Source organism: Actinokineospora lacus (genome assembly GCF_053813445.1).
Map to the genome: position 1 here is coordinate 450,319 of NZ_JBQERA010000002.1, position 14,159 is coordinate 464,477.

Sequence of the window (14,159 nt, forward strand, 5' to 3'; positions counted from 1 at the left end):
GACAAGTACGTACTTTGTGGTTCGTGAACGTGCGCAGGACGCGGTACTACTGCCCGGTCGAGTTCGCCGTCGATGTGATCGGCGGCAAGCGGGCCGAGCCAGTCCTGTGGCGGGTGGCCAATGCCTGCTGTTCACCGCGTCGAGGGTTCCTCGGGCGCTACAGCAGTTCGGTGCGGTAGGTCTCCAGGCGGTCGGCGAGTTCGTCGGGCCTGCTGAGGGCGACGAAGTGCCCGCCGTCCATCTCGTCGGGGGTGATGCCCAGCCGCGCCGTGACGGTCCGGCGTTGGAAGGCGGCGGGGAAGAAGCGGTCCTGACGGGCGAGCAGGAACCGGGTCGGCACGTCGGGCCAGGCGCGCAGGGGCCACGGCTTCTCGAAGGGGGTGCCGGACTGGTCGCGGAGCCTCGCGTTCGCCTCGGCGGCCAGATCCGGGGGGAGGTCGCTGAAGAAGGTGTCGTCGTCCGGGTGCACCCCGTCGTGCTCCTGGGCCTTCGTGGCCTCGGCGTACCCGGTGTTCGCCCACCAGTCGCCCGGCGCCTCACCCGGGGACGGGGTCATGGCGTTGAGCAGCACCAGCAGGTCCACGGGCACTCGTTCGCAGACCATGGGGCGGTGAACCCGGCGAACGAGTGGGCGACCAGCACCAACTCGCCGCGTTCGGCAACGACATCGCGGTCCCGCAGGGTCTCGACGACAACGTCGGCGTACTCCGAGAGCCCCGCCCCGTCCTGGTCGACGGGCAAGTCGACGGCCACCACGTCGTGGCCGCGTTCACGCAGCCGCGCGTCGAGCAGGTGCCAGTGCCACGGGCTGCTCGCTGCCCCCGGGATCAACACATAGGTCGCCATCAGCGAAATCCCCCGTTTCTCGATCTCGCCCAAGGCGAAACCCCTGTGCCGGTGACCTCGGCACCGACCGTCCACAGCCCGCGACCTGAAAGTACCCGGGAGGGTGGTCGCACGGCCGGAATGACCCTTGTCGCTGATCACCCGCCCTCTGGCCGGGAGGCGGAAGGGTGGGGCACCGCGGTGCCCCACCCCGGGTTGGTCATGGCCTCGGGAACACCACCCCCGCGTGGGTCCCGCCACGGCGGGTGGGCTCGCCGACGGCGATGATCCGGCCCCGGCCGGTGATCTCCAGCGCGGCGGCGGCGCCGATCTCGGTCTGCGGGGCGAAGGCGTGGCCTATGCGACGCAGGCCGTCGGCGGCGGCGATGAAGGCCGGTTCGGCCAGGGTGGTGGGCGAGTTGCGCTGGGAGGCGCGGGGGGCGGCCACCGCCTCGGCGAGGGTCATGCCGAAGTCGACGCGGTTGACCAGGATCTGCAGGACGGTGGTGATGATGGTGGAGCCGCCGGGGGAGCCCAGGGCCAGGAACGGCTTGCCGTCGCGCAGGACGATCGTCGGGGACATGCTCGACCGCGGGCGCTTGCCGGGGGCGGCGAGGTTCGGGTCGGGGGCGCTGCCCTGGGTCGGGGTGAAGTTGAAGTCGGTCAGCTCGTTGTTCAGCAGGAAGCCGCGGCCGGGCACGACGATGCCGCTGCCGCCGACCTGCTCGATCGTGTTCGTGTACGACACCACGTTGCCGCGGGCGTCGGCGACGACGAAGTGGTTGGTGTGCACCTCGTTCTCGTTCGACGCCGTCCCGGGCGGGGGCGGCGTGCACTGGTGCGGGCCGCGGGGGTTGCCGGGGGCGACGGGGGCGGGCAGCACCCGGATCGGGTCGATCAGGCAGGCGCGGGCACGGCCGTAGGACTCGTCGAGCAGTTCGCGCTGGGGAACGTCGACGTAGGCCGGGTCGCCGATGTAGCGGTTGCGGTCGGCGTAGGCGAGCTTGCTGGCCTCCAGGTAGTAGTGCAGCGCCTGCGTGCGGTCCAGCGAGCCCAGGTTGAAGCGCTCCAGGCTGTTGAGGGCCATGCCGACCGTCATGCCGCCGCTGGAGGAGGGCGCCATGCCGTACACGTCGTGCCCGCGGTAGTTGACGTGCGTGGGCGCGCGGTCGATCGTGCGGTAGCCGCGCAGGTCGCGGACGGTCATCAGGCCCGCGGGCGGGTCGATGGTGGCGTCCTCGGCCAGCGGCGGGTTCCGCACGGCGTCGACCAGGTCGCGGCCGATCCCGCCGCCGTAGAACGCGCGGGTGCCGTGGCGGGCGATCTCGCGGTAGGTGGCGGCCAGGTCCGGGTTGCGCAGGAGCGTGCCGACCTCCGGGACCGTGCCGCCGGGCAGGAACAGCTCGGCGGTGGGGGCGAACTGGCGGAAGCGGGCCTCGTTGGCCTGGACCTGGGCGCGCAGGGTCGCCGTCATCGGCCAGCCGCGGTCGGCCACCTCGATGGCGGGCTTGAGCACATCAGGTAAGTCGAGGCGGCCCCACCGGTCCAGGGCGCGCTCCCAGGTGGCGAGCGTCCCCGGGGTGCCGACCGACAAGCCGCTGGTCACCGCGTCGGCGAACGGGTACGGCTCACCGGTCGCCGGGTTGATGAACATGCGCTCGTGCCCCGCGCGCGGGGTGGTCTCGCGACCGTCGATCGTGGAGACCTTGCCGGTGCGGGCGTCGTAGTGGACGAAGTACCCGCCGCCGCCCACGCCCGCCATCATCGGATCGGTGACGCCCAGCGTGGCCGCGACGGCGACCGCGGCGTCGGCGGCCGTGCCACCGCGGCGCAGCACGCGCAGACCGGCCTCGGTGGCTTCCACGGTGTCGGACACGACGGCCCCGCCGTACCCCTGGGCGAGCGGCCCCGACGCGGCGGGCTGGGCGGCGGCGGGCTGGGCGGCGGGCTGGGCGGCTGCGGGCGTGACCACCAGCCCGCTGACCAGCAACGCCACCGGGAGAATCGCTTTTCGCATTCGTCACCCTCGTTCCGTCGTGCGGCTTCGGTGTGTTTCCCCCATCCTTCACCCGGGGCCGATGGCTCGGCCACCGGAAGTTCTGGGCTGTGGACAACTCGGTGATTGGTCCTGAGTGGACGATCAACTGTGGTGTTCGTGCAGCAGCAGGAGGGTGTAGGCGGCGATCGACTGGGCGTCGCTGATGGCGCCCGCGCGGACGAGCGATTCGAACTCCGAGCGCGGGAACCAGGCGCAGCGCATGTCCTGCTCCTCCAGCTCCCGCTCGTGCGCGCCCTCGCTCAGCTCCGTCGCCAGGAATACGTGCCCGCGCTGGCTCGACATGCCCGGCGCGCAGTCCAGCGAGCCGATGCGCTCGACGCGGCCCGCCCGCAGCCCGGTCTCCTCCCGCAGCTCGCGCGCGGCCAGCGCCGCGGGCTCGGCGTCGGCGCCGCCGGGGGCCGTGCCCTGGGGGAACTCCCAGCGGCGCTGCCCGAGCGGGTAGCGGTACTGCTCGACGAGCATCAGCCGCTCGTCGTCGAGGGGGACGACCAGGGCGTAGTCGGGTTTGTCGATCACGCCGTAGATGCCCGCGCTGCCATCGGCGCGCCGCACGTCGTCCTCGCGGACGGTCATCCAGGGGTTCGCGTACACCTGCCGGGTGCCCAGAGATTCCACGCGGGCCATTCTCACCCGACAGGGGGCACGGGGCTAACCTGCTCGGCGTGCGCCTAGTGATCGCCCGGTGCCAGGTCGACTACGTCGGCAGGCTCACCGCCCACCTCCCGATGGCCAACCGCCTGCTCCTGATCAAGGCGGACGGCTCCATCTCCGTGCACTCCGACGACCGCGCCTACAAGCCGCTGAACTGGATGACCCCGCCGTGCTGGCTCATCGAGGACCGCGAGCTCTGGACGGTGCAGAACAAGGCGGGTGAGAAGCTGGTCATCACCATCGAGGAGATCCAGCACGACTCCGCCCACGAACTGGGCCCCGAGCCCGGCCTCGTCAAGGACGGCGTCGAGGCCCACCTGCAGGAACTCCTCGCCCAGCACATCACCACCCTGGGCGAGGGCTGGACCCTGGTGCGCCGCGAGTACCCGACGGCCATCGGCCCGGTCGACATCCTCTGCCGCGACGCGGGCGGCGCCAGCGTCGCCGTGGAGATCAAGCGCCGCGGCGAGATCGACGGCGTCGAGCAGCTGACCCGCTACCTGGAACTCCTCAACCGTGACTCCCTGCTGTCCCCGGTCCGCGGCATCTTCGCCGCCCAGCAGATCAAACCCCAGGCCCGCACCCTGGCCGAAGACCGCGGCATCCGCTGCGTCACCCTCGACTACGACACCCTCCGCGGCATCGAACCGGACGAGTTCCGCCTGTTCTAGCCTAATCGAGTGGAACGTTCTCGCCGCCGATCGTGCTGTAGGTGACCTCGGCCCCCGGCAGCTCGTCCCGGAGCCGCAGGGCGAGCTGTTTGCCGTCGGCGACGAAGACCGCTTCGTCCTCCGGTGTCGGGAAACCAGAGCTGGGCGGGTCGTCGTGGTTCAGCGTCGCGTGGTTGCGGTCGTCCCAGGCCGCGATGTCGGCCCGCAGTTCTGCGCTGAGGTCAAGCACTTCGGTCACCTCCTCGGAGTCGTAGGGCTCGTAGCCATCATTCGGCGTGGCAACCCAGATCGGCCCGGTCCCCCAGTCCGGACGAAGGTCGACGCGCAGCGTTGCGGGGAGAGGCGTGGTCTCGGTCATCGCAGTGGTTTGATCCTTTTTGTCAGGCCAACTGGGTGAGCACCGATGATGTATCCATTGCCCGCCACTGTGATGGCAACCCGCTTAGGTTGCCCGCGGTACGCGATAGCGTAGACGATTCGGTCCCTGCCGCTGGTGCCGACCGGTTCTCCCTTGGCGAGCGCGGTGAAGACCAAGTCGACTACATCTTCGCTGGTCACACCCTTGTTGGCAAAGTCGGCCACGCGAATCGGGTCCATCAGATGCGCCAATCCGGCCTTGTCGTCGCCTTCCTCCAGCCATACCACCCTGCCCGCCCTGTCCTTCCCTATCCGGACAACCTTCTCCGGGCTGATCTTCTTCCCTTGTCGCTGGACCTCGGCCACGAGGTCGCGGTCGGTGGTCTGTGATGTCCGGGGCACGGAATGAGTAGTCGGGGGTAGCCGGAACGCTGGTGGCTTGGTGCTCTGGTCTCCTCCAGCGATATGCGCCAGGTACTGCTCGATGAGCGCTTTCACCTGGGCTGTCGATTTGTGCAGTTCTGCCACCTCGGCGATGGTCTGACTCAGGCCGTGAATGGCTTCGCCGGGTTCAGTGCGGCTGCTTCCCTGGCTGGCCTCGGCGAAGGTGGCGCGAGCCTCGTCGAAGAAGGTGGTGGCCTGCGCCAGCAGGGTCAGCGGCAGGCAGGCGACGGCTTGGCGTAGCTGTGCGGCCACTGCGTCGATGGACAACGTCGATCCCCAGGTTGGGCGGAGGCCCATTCTGCCCGTAACGCTTGCTCACCACCCGGCGATGTCGCCGTGGCGACGTGGCAATCGTCCCTGTTCGTCGTCGGGCAGGCGGTCCTGGAATGCCGCTCGAAAGTGGTGAGCGCTCGTCGTGCGCGAGAGCGGTTGGCGCGCCATGCTGTGTCGATCACGGGTGGCTCGGGGAGGGCGGATGGACGTGATGGCGCAGGCCGACCTGCGGCTGGACGCGAATTGGGTGGACTATTCCCTGCTCGCCGTTTACTTCCTCGTCGTACTCGGCATCGGCGCCATGGCGCGCCGGTCGGTGTCCAGCAGTCTGGACTTCTTCCTCTCCGGGCGGTCGCTTCCCGCCTGGGTGACCGGTCTGGCCTTCATCTCGGCGAACCTCGGCGCGGTCGAGATCTTCGGCATGACGGCCAACGGCGCCCAATACGGCATCCCGACGGTCCATTACTACTGGATCGGCGCGATCCCGGCCATGGTGTTCCTTGGCCTGGTGATGATGCCGTTCTACTACGGCTCCAAGGTGCGCAGCGTCCCGGAGTTCCTGCTGCGCCGCTTCGGCAAGTTCGCGCACCTGGTCAACGGGCTCAGCTTCGCCACCGCGCAGGTCCTGATCGCCGGTGTCAACCTCTTCGCCCTGGCCACGGTCGTGAACCTCCTGCTCGGCTGGCCGCTCTGGCTGAGCGTCGTCGTGGCCGCGGCGATCGTGCTGGCCTACACCACGCTCGGCGGGCTCTCCGCGGCCGTCTACAACGAAGTGATGCAGTTCTTCGTCATCGTCGCGATGCTGCTGCCGCTGACCTTCGTCGGCCTGCACCGCGTCGGCGGGTGGGACGGGCTGGTCGACAAGATCGGCGGCCAGGCCAACGCCGCGGACCAGCTCAACAGCTGGCCGGGCACCAACCTGACCGGCATCGGCGACGCGACGCTGTCGGTGCTCGGGATCGTGTTCGGCCTGGGCTTCGTGCTCAGCTTCGGCTACTGGACGACGAACTTCGCCGAGGTGCAGCGGGCGATGTCGGCCAAGAGCATGTCCGCCGCGCGCCGCACCCCGCTGATCGGCGCCTACCCGAAGACGCTGATCGCGCTTGTCGTGATCATCCCGGGCATGATCGCCGCGGTGCTCTCCCCGGAGCTGGCCGAGTACAAGGCCAGCGGCGGCACCGCGGACAACGGCGTGACCTACAACAACGCGATCCTGCTGCTCATCCGCGACCTGCTGCCCAACGGGATGCTCGGCATCGCCATCACCGGTCTGCTCGCGGCGTTCATGGCGGGCATGGCGGCCAACGTCAGCTCGTTCAACACCGTCTTCACCTACGACATCTGGCAGTCCTACATAGTCAAGGACAAGCCCGACGGCTATTACCTGCGGGTCGGCAGGATCATCACGATCGTGGGCTGCGTAGCGGCGATCGGCACGGCGTTCATCGCCGCCAGCTTCAACAACATCATGGACTACCTGCAGACCCTGTTCGGCTTCTTCAACGCCCCGCTGTTCGCCACCTTCATCCTCGGCATGTTCTGGAAGCGGATGACACCGCTCGCGGGCGGCTTCGGCCTGGTCGCGGGCACGGCGGCGGCGGTGACCGTCGACGTGCTCAACCGGGCGGGCGTGCTGGGGCTGGCCGGGCAGGGCGCCAGCTTCGTCGCCGCGATCGCGGCGTTCGTCGTCGACATCGCCGTCAGCGTGGCCGTCACGATGGTGACCAAGCCCAAGCCCGACCGCGAGCTGGTCGGCCTGGTCTGGTCGCTGACCCCGCGTGAGCAGCGGCAGCACGACACCACCGGCGACGCGGCGGGCTGGTACCGCAGGCCCGCGGTGCTCGCCATCGGCGTGCTGGCCCTGACCGCCGTGCTCAACGTCATCTTCTGGTGAGGAGGACCGCCATGACCAAGCGCGTGGGGCTGTTCGACCTGCGGGGCATCCTGGCCCTGCTGTTCGCCGTGTACGGAGTGGTCCTCACGATCATGGGCCTGTTCGTCACGACCGAGGAGGAGATGCGCAAGGCCGGTGACATCAACGTCAACCTGTGGATGGGTCTGGCGATGCTGCTCACCGCGGCCGCGTTCGGGCTGTGGCAGCGGCTGCGCCCGCTGGTCGTGCCCGACCCCGACGCCGATCCCGGCGCTGACGCCGACCCCGACGCTGAGACCAGGAGGGACGCCGAGACCAGGAGCGACGCCGATTGATCCGGCTGCCGTGGTCGGGTGCCGCGCTCCCTGGACGGGCCGGTGCCTGAATTGGACGACGGCTGAGCACGGCGGACCCGGGCCGCGACGCCCGCGCCGTCACCCGATCGGCCGCCGCCGTGCTCGTCGCGGAATCGCCGCCACGCTGAATCGGGCGCTATCGCCGGATGTCGGCCCAGGTGTAGGACTTAACCGGGAGCTGCGAGGAGGCGAGCCGGGATGAAGAAGATCATCAACCAGCCCGAGACGGTGGTTGTCGAAGCGCTGCGCGGCCTGGCCTCCGCGCACGCCGACCTGCTGCGGGTGGTCGAGGACCCGGCCGCGGTGATCCGGGCCGACGCGCCGGTCGCGGGCAAGGTCGCCATCGTCTCCGGCGGCGGGTCCGGCCACGAGCCGCTGCACGGCGGGTTCGTCGGCCCGGGGATGCTCGACGCGGCCTGCCCCGGCCCGGTGTTCACCTCCCCGACGCCGGACCAGGTGCACGCCGCTGTCACCGCGGTGCACGGCGGCGCGGGCGTGTTGCTGCTGGTCAAGAACTACACCGGCGACGTGCTGAACTTCGAGACCGCCGCGGAGCTGGCCGCCGCCGACGGCATCGACGTGCGCACGGTCGTCATCGACGACGACGTGGCCGTGCGCGACTCCACCTTCACCGCGGGCCGCCGCGGCGTCGGGGGCACGGTGCTGCTGGAGAAGATCGTCGGCGCGGCCGCGGAGTCCGGCGCGGACCTCGACGAGTGCGAGCGCCTGGCCCGCGCGGTGGTCGCCGACGTCCGGTCGATGGGCGTGGCGCTGAGCGCCCCGACCGTCCCGCACGTGGGCACCCCCAGTTTCGAGCTGGCCGAGGACGAGATGGAGGTCGGCATCGGCATCCACGGCGAGCCCGGCCGCGTCCGCACCCCGCTGCTGCCCGCCGAGGCGATCGTGGCGGGCCTGCTCGACCCGATCCTGGCCGACCTGCCCTTCGCCGAGGGCGACGACGTGCTGCTGTTCACCAACTCGATGGGCGGCACCCCGCTGCTGGAGCTGTACCTGGCGCACGGCATCGCCGAGGACCAGCTCGCCGCCCGCGGCATCGAGGTGCGGCGGCGGCTGGTCGGCCCCTACGTGACGAGCCTGGAGATGCAGGGAATGAGCCTGACGCTGCTGCGCCTGGACGAGGCGCTGCTGTCGCTGTGGGACGCCCCGGTGCACACCGCCGCCCTGCGCTGGGGCCGGTAGATGGGCTGCGACAGCGCGGCCGTCGCCGCCGCCGTCCGCCGCGCGGCGGCCGCGGTCACCGCCCACCGCGACGAGCTGGTCGCCCTCGACCAGGCCATCGGCGACGGCGACCACGGCGAGAACCTCAAGCGCGGCTTCGGTTTCGTGGTGTCCGCTTTGGACGAATCCACGCCGGACACCCCCGGTGAGGTCCTGAAGCTGGTGGCCACCACGCTGATCTCCAAGGTCGGCGGCGCGTCGGGCCCGCTGTACGGCACGGCGTTCCTGCGGGCCGCCACCGCCGTCGGCGAGGCCGCCGAGCTGGACGTCACCGTCGCGCTGGAGGCCGCGCTGCGCGGCGTCGTGGACCGGGGCAAGGCCGAGATCGGCGACAAGACGATGGTCGACGCGCTGGCCCCCGCGGTGCAGGCGGCGCTGGGCGGGGCGTCCCTGGGCGGGATCGCCGACGCCGCCGACGAGGGCGCCGCGTCGACGGTCCCACTGGTCGCCCGCAAGGGCCGGGCCTCCTACCTGGGGCAGCGCAGCGCCGAGCACCTCGACCCGGGCGCGCGCTCGACCGCGCTGATCCTGCGCGCGTTCGCCGAGGTGACCTCGTGAGCCGGGTCGGCCTGGTGCTGGTCTCGCACAGCGCCCGGCTCGCCGAGGGGCTGGCCGAGCTGGCCGGTCAGATGGCCCCGGACGTGGCGATCGTCGCCGCGGGCGGCGCCGACGGGGACCTGGGCACCGACTTCGACCTGGTGTCCGACGCCTTGGCGCGGGCCCAGTCCGGCGCGGGCGTCGTCCTGCTCTACGACCTGGGCAGCGCCAAGCTCATCGCCGACGTCGCGGTGGAGATGCTGGGCGACCCGTCCACCGCCGTGGTGGTCGACGCGCCGTTCGTCGAGGGCGCGGTGGCCGCCGCCGTCACCGCGCAGACCGGCGGGACCATGGACGAGGTCCTCTCCGCGGCGGCGTCGGCCAGCACGGCCAAGCCCGGCGAGTCACCGGGTCTTGAGCAGAAGGTCGTGATCGACCTCACCAACGACATCGGCCTGCACGCCCGACCCGCGGGCCTGCTCGTGCGGGCGCTGACCGATCTCGACGCGGTCGTCACCGTGCACTTCGGGTCCCGCTCGGCCGACGCCCGCAGCGTCCTCGCCCTCATGGGGCTCGGCGCGCAGGGCGGCGACCAGGTCACCGTCGAGGCGCACGGGGCCGACGCGGCCGAGGCGCTGCACCGGGTGCAAGCGCTTGCCGGCCGCGGATTCGGCGACTGACTTGTGGGTTCTTTCCCTCGCGTGAACGGTCCAGTGGTGTAGTTCACCCGGCGTCAGCCGAACCGCGTGGCAGGATCGGGCCAAGTTACCGGTAGGTAGCTTTGCACCCGGACAGCTACACGGAGGTCACTGTGGCGCGCGAGTTCTCCACGATCGGTGTTGTCGGGCTGGGGACCATGGGCGCCGGGATCGCCGAGGTGCTGGCGCGCAACGGCCTGCGGGTCGTGGCCGTGGAGGTCGACGAGACCGGGATCGAGCGGGGCAGGGGCCACATCACCCACTCCACCGCCCGCGCCCTGGCCAAGGGCAAGCTCGACGACGCCGCGCACGCCGACCTGCACGCGCGGATCACCTACACCACCTCGCTGACCGACCTCGCCGACGCCGACCTCGTCATCGAGGCCATCCCGGAGAGCCTGGCGGCCAAGGCGGAGGTCTTCGCCGAGCTGGACAAGATCGTGCGGCCGGAGGCGGTGCTGGCCTCCAACACCTCCTCGCTGTCGATCACCGAGATCGGTGTCCACACCGGACGCCCCGGCAAGGTCGTCGGCCTGCACTTCTTCAACCCCGCGCCGGTGCTCAAGCTGACCGAGATCGTGCGGACCGTGGTGACCGAGCCCGACGTGGTCGCCGACGTCGTGGAGTTCGCCAAGTCCCTCGGCAAGGAGCCGGTGGTCATCGGCGACCGCGCCGGGTTCATCGCCAACGCGCTGCTGTTCGGCTACCTCAACCACGCGGTGTCGATGTACGAGCAGCGCTACGCCACCCGCGAGGACCTCGACGCCGCCATGCGCCACGGCTGCGGCTACCCGATGGGCCCGCTGGCGCTGCTGGACCTCATCGGCCTGGACACCGCCTACGAGATCCTGGAGACGATGTACGCGCAGTCGCGCAACCGGCTGCACGCGCCCGCCCCGATGCTCAAGCAGATGATCACCGCGGGCCTGCTGGGCCGCAAGACCGGCCGCGGCTTCTACACCTACGACGCCCCGGACTCCCCGACCGTCGTCGCCGACGCGCAGACGCCCGTCGCGGGCGCGAACGACGGCGCGCGGGTGCGCGAGGTCCACCGGGTGGGTGTCGTCGGGACCGGCACGATGGCGACCGGGATCGTGGAAGTGTTCGCCCGCAAGGGTTTCGACGTCGTGCTGCGCGCCCGTGCCGCGGACAAGGCGCAGGCGGCGCTGGGCAGGGTGCGCAAGTCCCTCGACCGGCAGGTGGCCAAGGGCAGGCTGACCGAGGAGGTCCGCGACGAGGTCCTGGGCCGCGTCACCCCGGCGGTGGAGTTCGAGGAGCTGGCCGACTGCGACCTGGTGATCGAGGCCGTCGCCGAGGACCTGGCGGTCAAGCAGGCGGTGTTCGGCGCGCTGGACGAGGTGGTCAAGCCGGGCGCGATCCTGGCCACCACGACGTCCTCCCTGCCGGTCATCGAGTGCGCGGTGGCGACCTCCCGCCCGACCGACGTGGTGGGCCTGCACTTCTTCAACCCGGCGCCGGTCATGAAGCTGGTGGAGGTCGTCGAGACCATCTCCACGGCCGCCGACGTCGTCGCCACCGCCCACGCCCTGTGCGCCCGCGTCGGCAAGCACCCGGTCCACTGCGGCGACCGCGCGGGCTTCATCGTCAACGCCCTGCTGTTCCCGTACCTCAACGACGCGGTGAAGATGCTCGAAGCCCACTACGCCGACGCCGACGACATCGACACCGCCATGAAGGTCGGCTGCGGCCTCCCGATGGGCCCGTTCGAGCTGCTGGACGTCGTCGGCCTCGACGTGTCCCTGGCCATCCAGCGCACCCTGTACGACGGATTCCGCGAGGCGGGCTACGCCCCCGCCCCCCTACTGGAACACCTGGTCACCGCGGGCCGACTGGGCCGCAAAACCGGCAAGGGCTTCCGCGACTACAGCTGAGGTCGCGGGCAGCGGTCAGCCGCAGCAGCCTCCGCCGCAGCAACCGCCGCCGCTGGGGGCGGGGGCCGCGGCGCCGCCGGAGAGGCCCGCCATGCGGAGCAGTTTGACGGTGTCGTCGTGGCCCTGCGGGCACGACGCGGGGGCCGAGGACTCGCTCATCGGCCGCTTCACGTCGAAGGTGCCGCCGCACTCGCGGCAGCGGTATTCGTAGGTGGGCACGGCGCCTATTGTGCCTCACGCATATCCTGCCAACCCGTGCCCCGCCGCAACCGACCGCACCGTCCCGCCGAGCGCCCGCTCGGCGGGAGCTTGGCCAACCAGTTCCGGGAGTCCGGCGCCGACGGGGAATGGTTGGTTCGCACGGTTCCGGGTAGTCAGGCGGTGAAGATCTACCGCTGCCCCGGGTGCGATCATGAGATCCGGCCGGGGACCGCGCACCTGGTGGTGTGGTCGGCTGATGACGGCGTGTCGGAACGTCGGCATTGGCACAGCGGATGTTGGTCGGCGCGCTCGCGTCGGCGCTGGTGATGGACGATCATGGACGGTATGGAAGCCCTGCCCTGCCCGAAGCTCTGGCGGAGTCCTGACGGGACACCGCGGCAAGACGCCGTCCCCACGGGCACCCCGTGCACGGCGGCCATCGACGGTGAGACCGGACTGCTGCTGCCCACCAAGGCGACCAGCCGCAAGGCGGCGTACGTGCTGGTGGGCGTGGGGGCCGCGCTGGCGGTGCTGTCCGGGCTGCTGGTCACCGGGTCGGCGGTGATCGGCGTCGTGGGCGGCGTCGTGCTGGGGCTGCTCGGGGTCCTGCTGATCGCCGCCGGGCTGTTCGCGCTGCGCAAGCGGCCCGCGGCGACGGGGTTCGTGCTGACCCCGACGGCCGTGGTGCTCACCTGGTCGCGGCCCGTGGTCCGGTTGCCGTGGGACGGGATCACCGAGGTCCGGCCGCTGTCGCTGCGGCTGGGGCGCGCGCCCGAGTCGGCCAGCCGGAACTACATCGGGCTGTGCACTCGCGAGCGGCTGGCGGTGGGGGAGCGGATGACGAAGCTGGCCCGCCGGTTCGGCCCGGACGTGGCGTGCGCGGTCCCGGTGGCGTCGGTGAACGTGGACCAGCTGGTGGTCTTGCACACACTGGCCTACTACCGCGACCACCCGGAGGCGCGCGCGGAGTTGGCGGGCGAGGACGCGGTGGTGCGGGTTCAGGAGTCACGGCTGCGGTGACCTGGCGCTTCCGCTGAGTGGTGTTGAGCCGGGGCGGCGCAGGATGGCCAAGCGGCTCTTCTGACCGCTCGGTTACGTCGTGTGGACGATCAGCACGTCGACGCCGGACTTGCGGGCGGCTTCGGCGGGGACGGAGCCCAGGATGCGCCCGGCGAGGGTGTTGAGGCCGCGGTTGCCGACGACGAGGAGGTCGGCCCGGTGCTTGCCGACGATCCGGGCCAGCGCCTGCACCGGCTCGCCGTCGATGACCACGGTTTCGACCTTGGCCGCGCCTGCCTTGCGGGCGCGCTCGGCGGCGGTGCGGACGGCGTCGTCGGCGGGGTTGGAGCCGACGACCTGGTAGGCGACGTCGTCACCGAGGTCGTCCTGGGCCTTGCGGACGTCGCGGTCGCTGGCCGGGTGGTAGGCGCAGGCGATGACCAGCGTGGCCCCGGCGTCCCCGGCGATGCGCGCGGCGCGGTCGACGGCGAGAAACGACGAATCCGACCCGTCGGTGCCGACGACGACGGTCTGGTAGGCGGCCATGGGGTCCTCCCTCGTTGGCTACTTGCGGGTAAACCTACCCACGACAACGAGACAGCACCCCGAGGGACGCGCCACAATCTCCGTCCATGGACCCCGCCTGGCTCGCCATCGCCGTCACCGAGGCCCGCGCCGGTCTGGCCACCGGCGGCATCCCGATCGGCGCGGCCCTGATCGGTGAGGACGGCGAGGTCTGGGGCACCGGCCACAACCGCCGCGTGCAGGACGGCGACCCCTCCGCCCACGGCGAGACCTCGGCCTTCCGCGCGGCGGGACGGCGGCGGTCGTACCGGGGGACGACGATGGTCACCACGCTGTCCCCCTGCTGGTACTGCAGCGGCCTGATCCGCCAGTTCGGCATCACCGCGGTCCTCATCGGCGAGTCCCGCACCTTCACCGGCGGCCACGACTGGCTCGCCGAGCACGGCGTGGCCGTCACCATCGCCGACGACCCCGAGTGCGTCGCCCTGATGACCGATTTCATCGCCGCCCGCCCGGACCTGTGGTTCGAGGACATCGGCGAGTAAGGACTCACCACGGA

19 protein-coding genes are annotated in these 14,159 nt (G+C 71.2%); 11 read left to right on the plus strand and 8 right to left on the minus strand.

Annotated elements, in window-relative coordinates; translation table 11 throughout:
• Positions 1-23: 23 nt before the first annotated feature.
• Entirely contained in the window at positions 24-179 is a 156-nt protein-coding gene (locus tag ACTG9Q_RS06420) for a hypothetical protein (protein WP_455571678.1), read from the plus strand.
• Here ACTG9Q_RS06420 and ACTG9Q_RS06425 read toward each other — a convergent pair.
• The 4 genes from ACTG9Q_RS06425 to ACTG9Q_RS06440 form a co-directional block, all read right to left on the minus strand.
• Positions 158-583 (minus strand): alpha/beta hydrolase, encoded by a 426-nt coding sequence (locus ACTG9Q_RS06425; protein WP_455571679.1) that lies wholly within the window; start codon positions 581-583, stop codon positions 158-160. The genes ACTG9Q_RS06420 and ACTG9Q_RS06425 overlap by 22 nt on opposite strands.
• The gene (locus ACTG9Q_RS06430) at positions 553-846 is read right to left on the minus strand and encodes an alpha/beta fold hydrolase (RefSeq protein WP_455571680.1); all 294 of its coding nucleotides are present in this window, start codon (positions 844-846) and stop codon (positions 553-555) included. Before ACTG9Q_RS06430 ends, ACTG9Q_RS06425 begins: the two co-directional genes overlap by 31 nt.
• Positions 847-1,045: 199 nt before the next feature.
• Entirely contained in the window at positions 1,046-2,842 is a 1,797-nt protein-coding gene (ggt, locus tag ACTG9Q_RS06435; protein ID WP_455571681.1) for a gamma-glutamyltransferase, read from the minus strand.
• A 123-nt stretch (positions 2,843-2,965) separates the two neighbouring features.
• The gene (locus ACTG9Q_RS06440) at positions 2,966-3,508 is read right to left on the minus strand and encodes an NUDIX domain-containing protein (protein ID WP_455571682.1); all 543 of its coding nucleotides are present in this window, start codon (positions 3,506-3,508) and stop codon (positions 2,966-2,968) included.
• A 38-nt stretch (positions 3,509-3,546) separates the two neighbouring features.
• On the opposite strand from ACTG9Q_RS06440, the gene nucS reads away from it, so the two are divergent.
• Entirely contained in the window at positions 3,547-4,206 is a 660-nt protein-coding gene (nucS, locus tag ACTG9Q_RS06445; protein WP_455571683.1) for an endonuclease NucS, read from the plus strand.
• Position 4,207: 1 nt separating this feature from the next.
• Here the strand turns inward: nucS and ACTG9Q_RS06450 are convergent, their stop codons facing one another.
• Positions 4,208-4,564: a hypothetical protein gene (locus ACTG9Q_RS06450; RefSeq protein ID WP_455571684.1), complete on the minus strand. Its 357-nt coding sequence runs from the start codon at positions 4,562-4,564 to the stop codon at positions 4,208-4,210.
• Positions 4,561-5,274 carry a hypothetical protein gene (locus ACTG9Q_RS06455; protein ID WP_455571685.1) on the minus strand — a complete coding sequence of 238 codons (714 nt, stop codon included), beginning with the start codon at positions 5,272-5,274 and terminating at the stop codon, positions 4,561-4,563. The genes ACTG9Q_RS06450 and ACTG9Q_RS06455 overlap by 4 nt, the downstream gene beginning before the upstream one ends.
• A gap of 208 nt (positions 5,275-5,482) precedes the next feature.
• On the opposite strand from ACTG9Q_RS06455, the gene ACTG9Q_RS06460 reads away from it, so the two are divergent.
• The 6 genes from ACTG9Q_RS06460 (at position 5,483) to ACTG9Q_RS06485 (ending at position 11,875) form a co-directional block, all read left to right on the plus strand.
• A complete protein-coding gene (locus ACTG9Q_RS06460; RefSeq protein WP_455571686.1) occupies positions 5,483-7,174 on the plus strand; it encodes a sodium:solute symporter family protein in 1,692 nt (563 codons plus the stop codon).
• Positions 7,175-7,185: 11 nt separating this feature from the next.
• Positions 7,186-7,488: a hypothetical protein gene (locus ACTG9Q_RS06465; protein WP_455571687.1), complete on the plus strand. Its 303-nt coding sequence runs from the start codon at positions 7,186-7,188 to the stop codon at positions 7,486-7,488.
• Between the two features lie 219 nt (positions 7,489-7,707).
• Positions 7,708-8,709 carry a dihydroxyacetone kinase subunit DhaK gene (dhaK, locus tag ACTG9Q_RS06470; RefSeq protein WP_455571688.1) on the plus strand — a complete coding sequence of 334 codons (1,002 nt, stop codon included), beginning with the start codon at positions 7,708-7,710 and terminating at the stop codon, positions 8,707-8,709.
• The gene (gene dhaL / locus ACTG9Q_RS06475; RefSeq protein ID WP_455571689.1) at positions 8,710-9,306 is read left to right on the plus strand and encodes a dihydroxyacetone kinase subunit DhaL; all 597 of its coding nucleotides are present in this window, start codon (positions 8,710-8,712) and stop codon (positions 9,304-9,306) included.
• Positions 9,303-9,965: a dihydroxyacetone kinase phosphoryl donor subunit DhaM gene (gene dhaM / locus ACTG9Q_RS06480; protein WP_455571690.1), complete on the plus strand. Its 663-nt coding sequence runs from the start codon at positions 9,303-9,305 to the stop codon at positions 9,963-9,965. The genes dhaL and dhaM overlap by 4 nt, the downstream gene beginning before the upstream one ends.
• A 131-nt stretch (positions 9,966-10,096) precedes the next feature.
• Complete coding sequence (locus ACTG9Q_RS06485) at positions 10,097-11,875, plus strand: 3-hydroxyacyl-CoA dehydrogenase family protein (protein ID WP_455571691.1); 1,779 nt, start codon at positions 10,097-10,099, stop codon at positions 11,873-11,875.
• A gap of 15 nt (positions 11,876-11,890) precedes the next feature.
• Here ACTG9Q_RS06485 and ACTG9Q_RS06490 read toward each other — a convergent pair whose 3' ends face one another.
• The gene (locus tag ACTG9Q_RS06490; protein ID WP_455571692.1) at positions 11,891-12,094 is read right to left on the minus strand and encodes an FmdB family zinc ribbon protein; all 204 of its coding nucleotides are present in this window, start codon (positions 12,092-12,094) and stop codon (positions 11,891-11,893) included.
• Between the two features lie 36 nt (positions 12,095-12,130).
• Between ACTG9Q_RS06490 and ACTG9Q_RS06495 the strand changes: the two genes are divergently transcribed.
• Both ACTG9Q_RS06495 and ACTG9Q_RS06500 read left to right on the plus strand, forming a co-directional pair.
• On the plus strand, positions 12,131-12,403 hold the full coding sequence (locus tag ACTG9Q_RS06495) for a hypothetical protein (RefSeq protein ID WP_455571693.1): 273 nt from the start codon (positions 12,131-12,133) through the stop codon (positions 12,401-12,403).
• Positions 12,404-12,421: 18 nt separating this feature from the next.
• A complete protein-coding gene (locus ACTG9Q_RS06500) occupies positions 12,422-13,096 on the plus strand; it encodes a hypothetical protein (RefSeq protein WP_455571694.1) in 675 nt (224 codons plus the stop codon).
• A 72-nt stretch (positions 13,097-13,168) separates the two neighbouring features.
• Here the strand turns inward: ACTG9Q_RS06500 and ACTG9Q_RS06505 are convergent, their stop codons facing one another.
• Positions 13,169-13,621, minus strand: a complete 453-nt coding sequence (locus tag ACTG9Q_RS06505; RefSeq protein ID WP_455571695.1) for a universal stress protein — start codon at positions 13,619-13,621, stop codon at positions 13,169-13,171.
• Between the two features lie 86 nt (positions 13,622-13,707).
• Here ACTG9Q_RS06505 and ACTG9Q_RS06510 point away from each other — a divergent pair, with 86 nt between their 5' ends.
• On the plus strand, positions 13,708-14,145 hold the full coding sequence (locus tag ACTG9Q_RS06510; protein ID WP_455571696.1) for a nucleoside deaminase: 438 nt from the start codon (positions 13,708-13,710) through the stop codon (positions 14,143-14,145).
• The last annotated feature ends 14 nt before the right edge of the window (positions 14,146-14,159 follow it).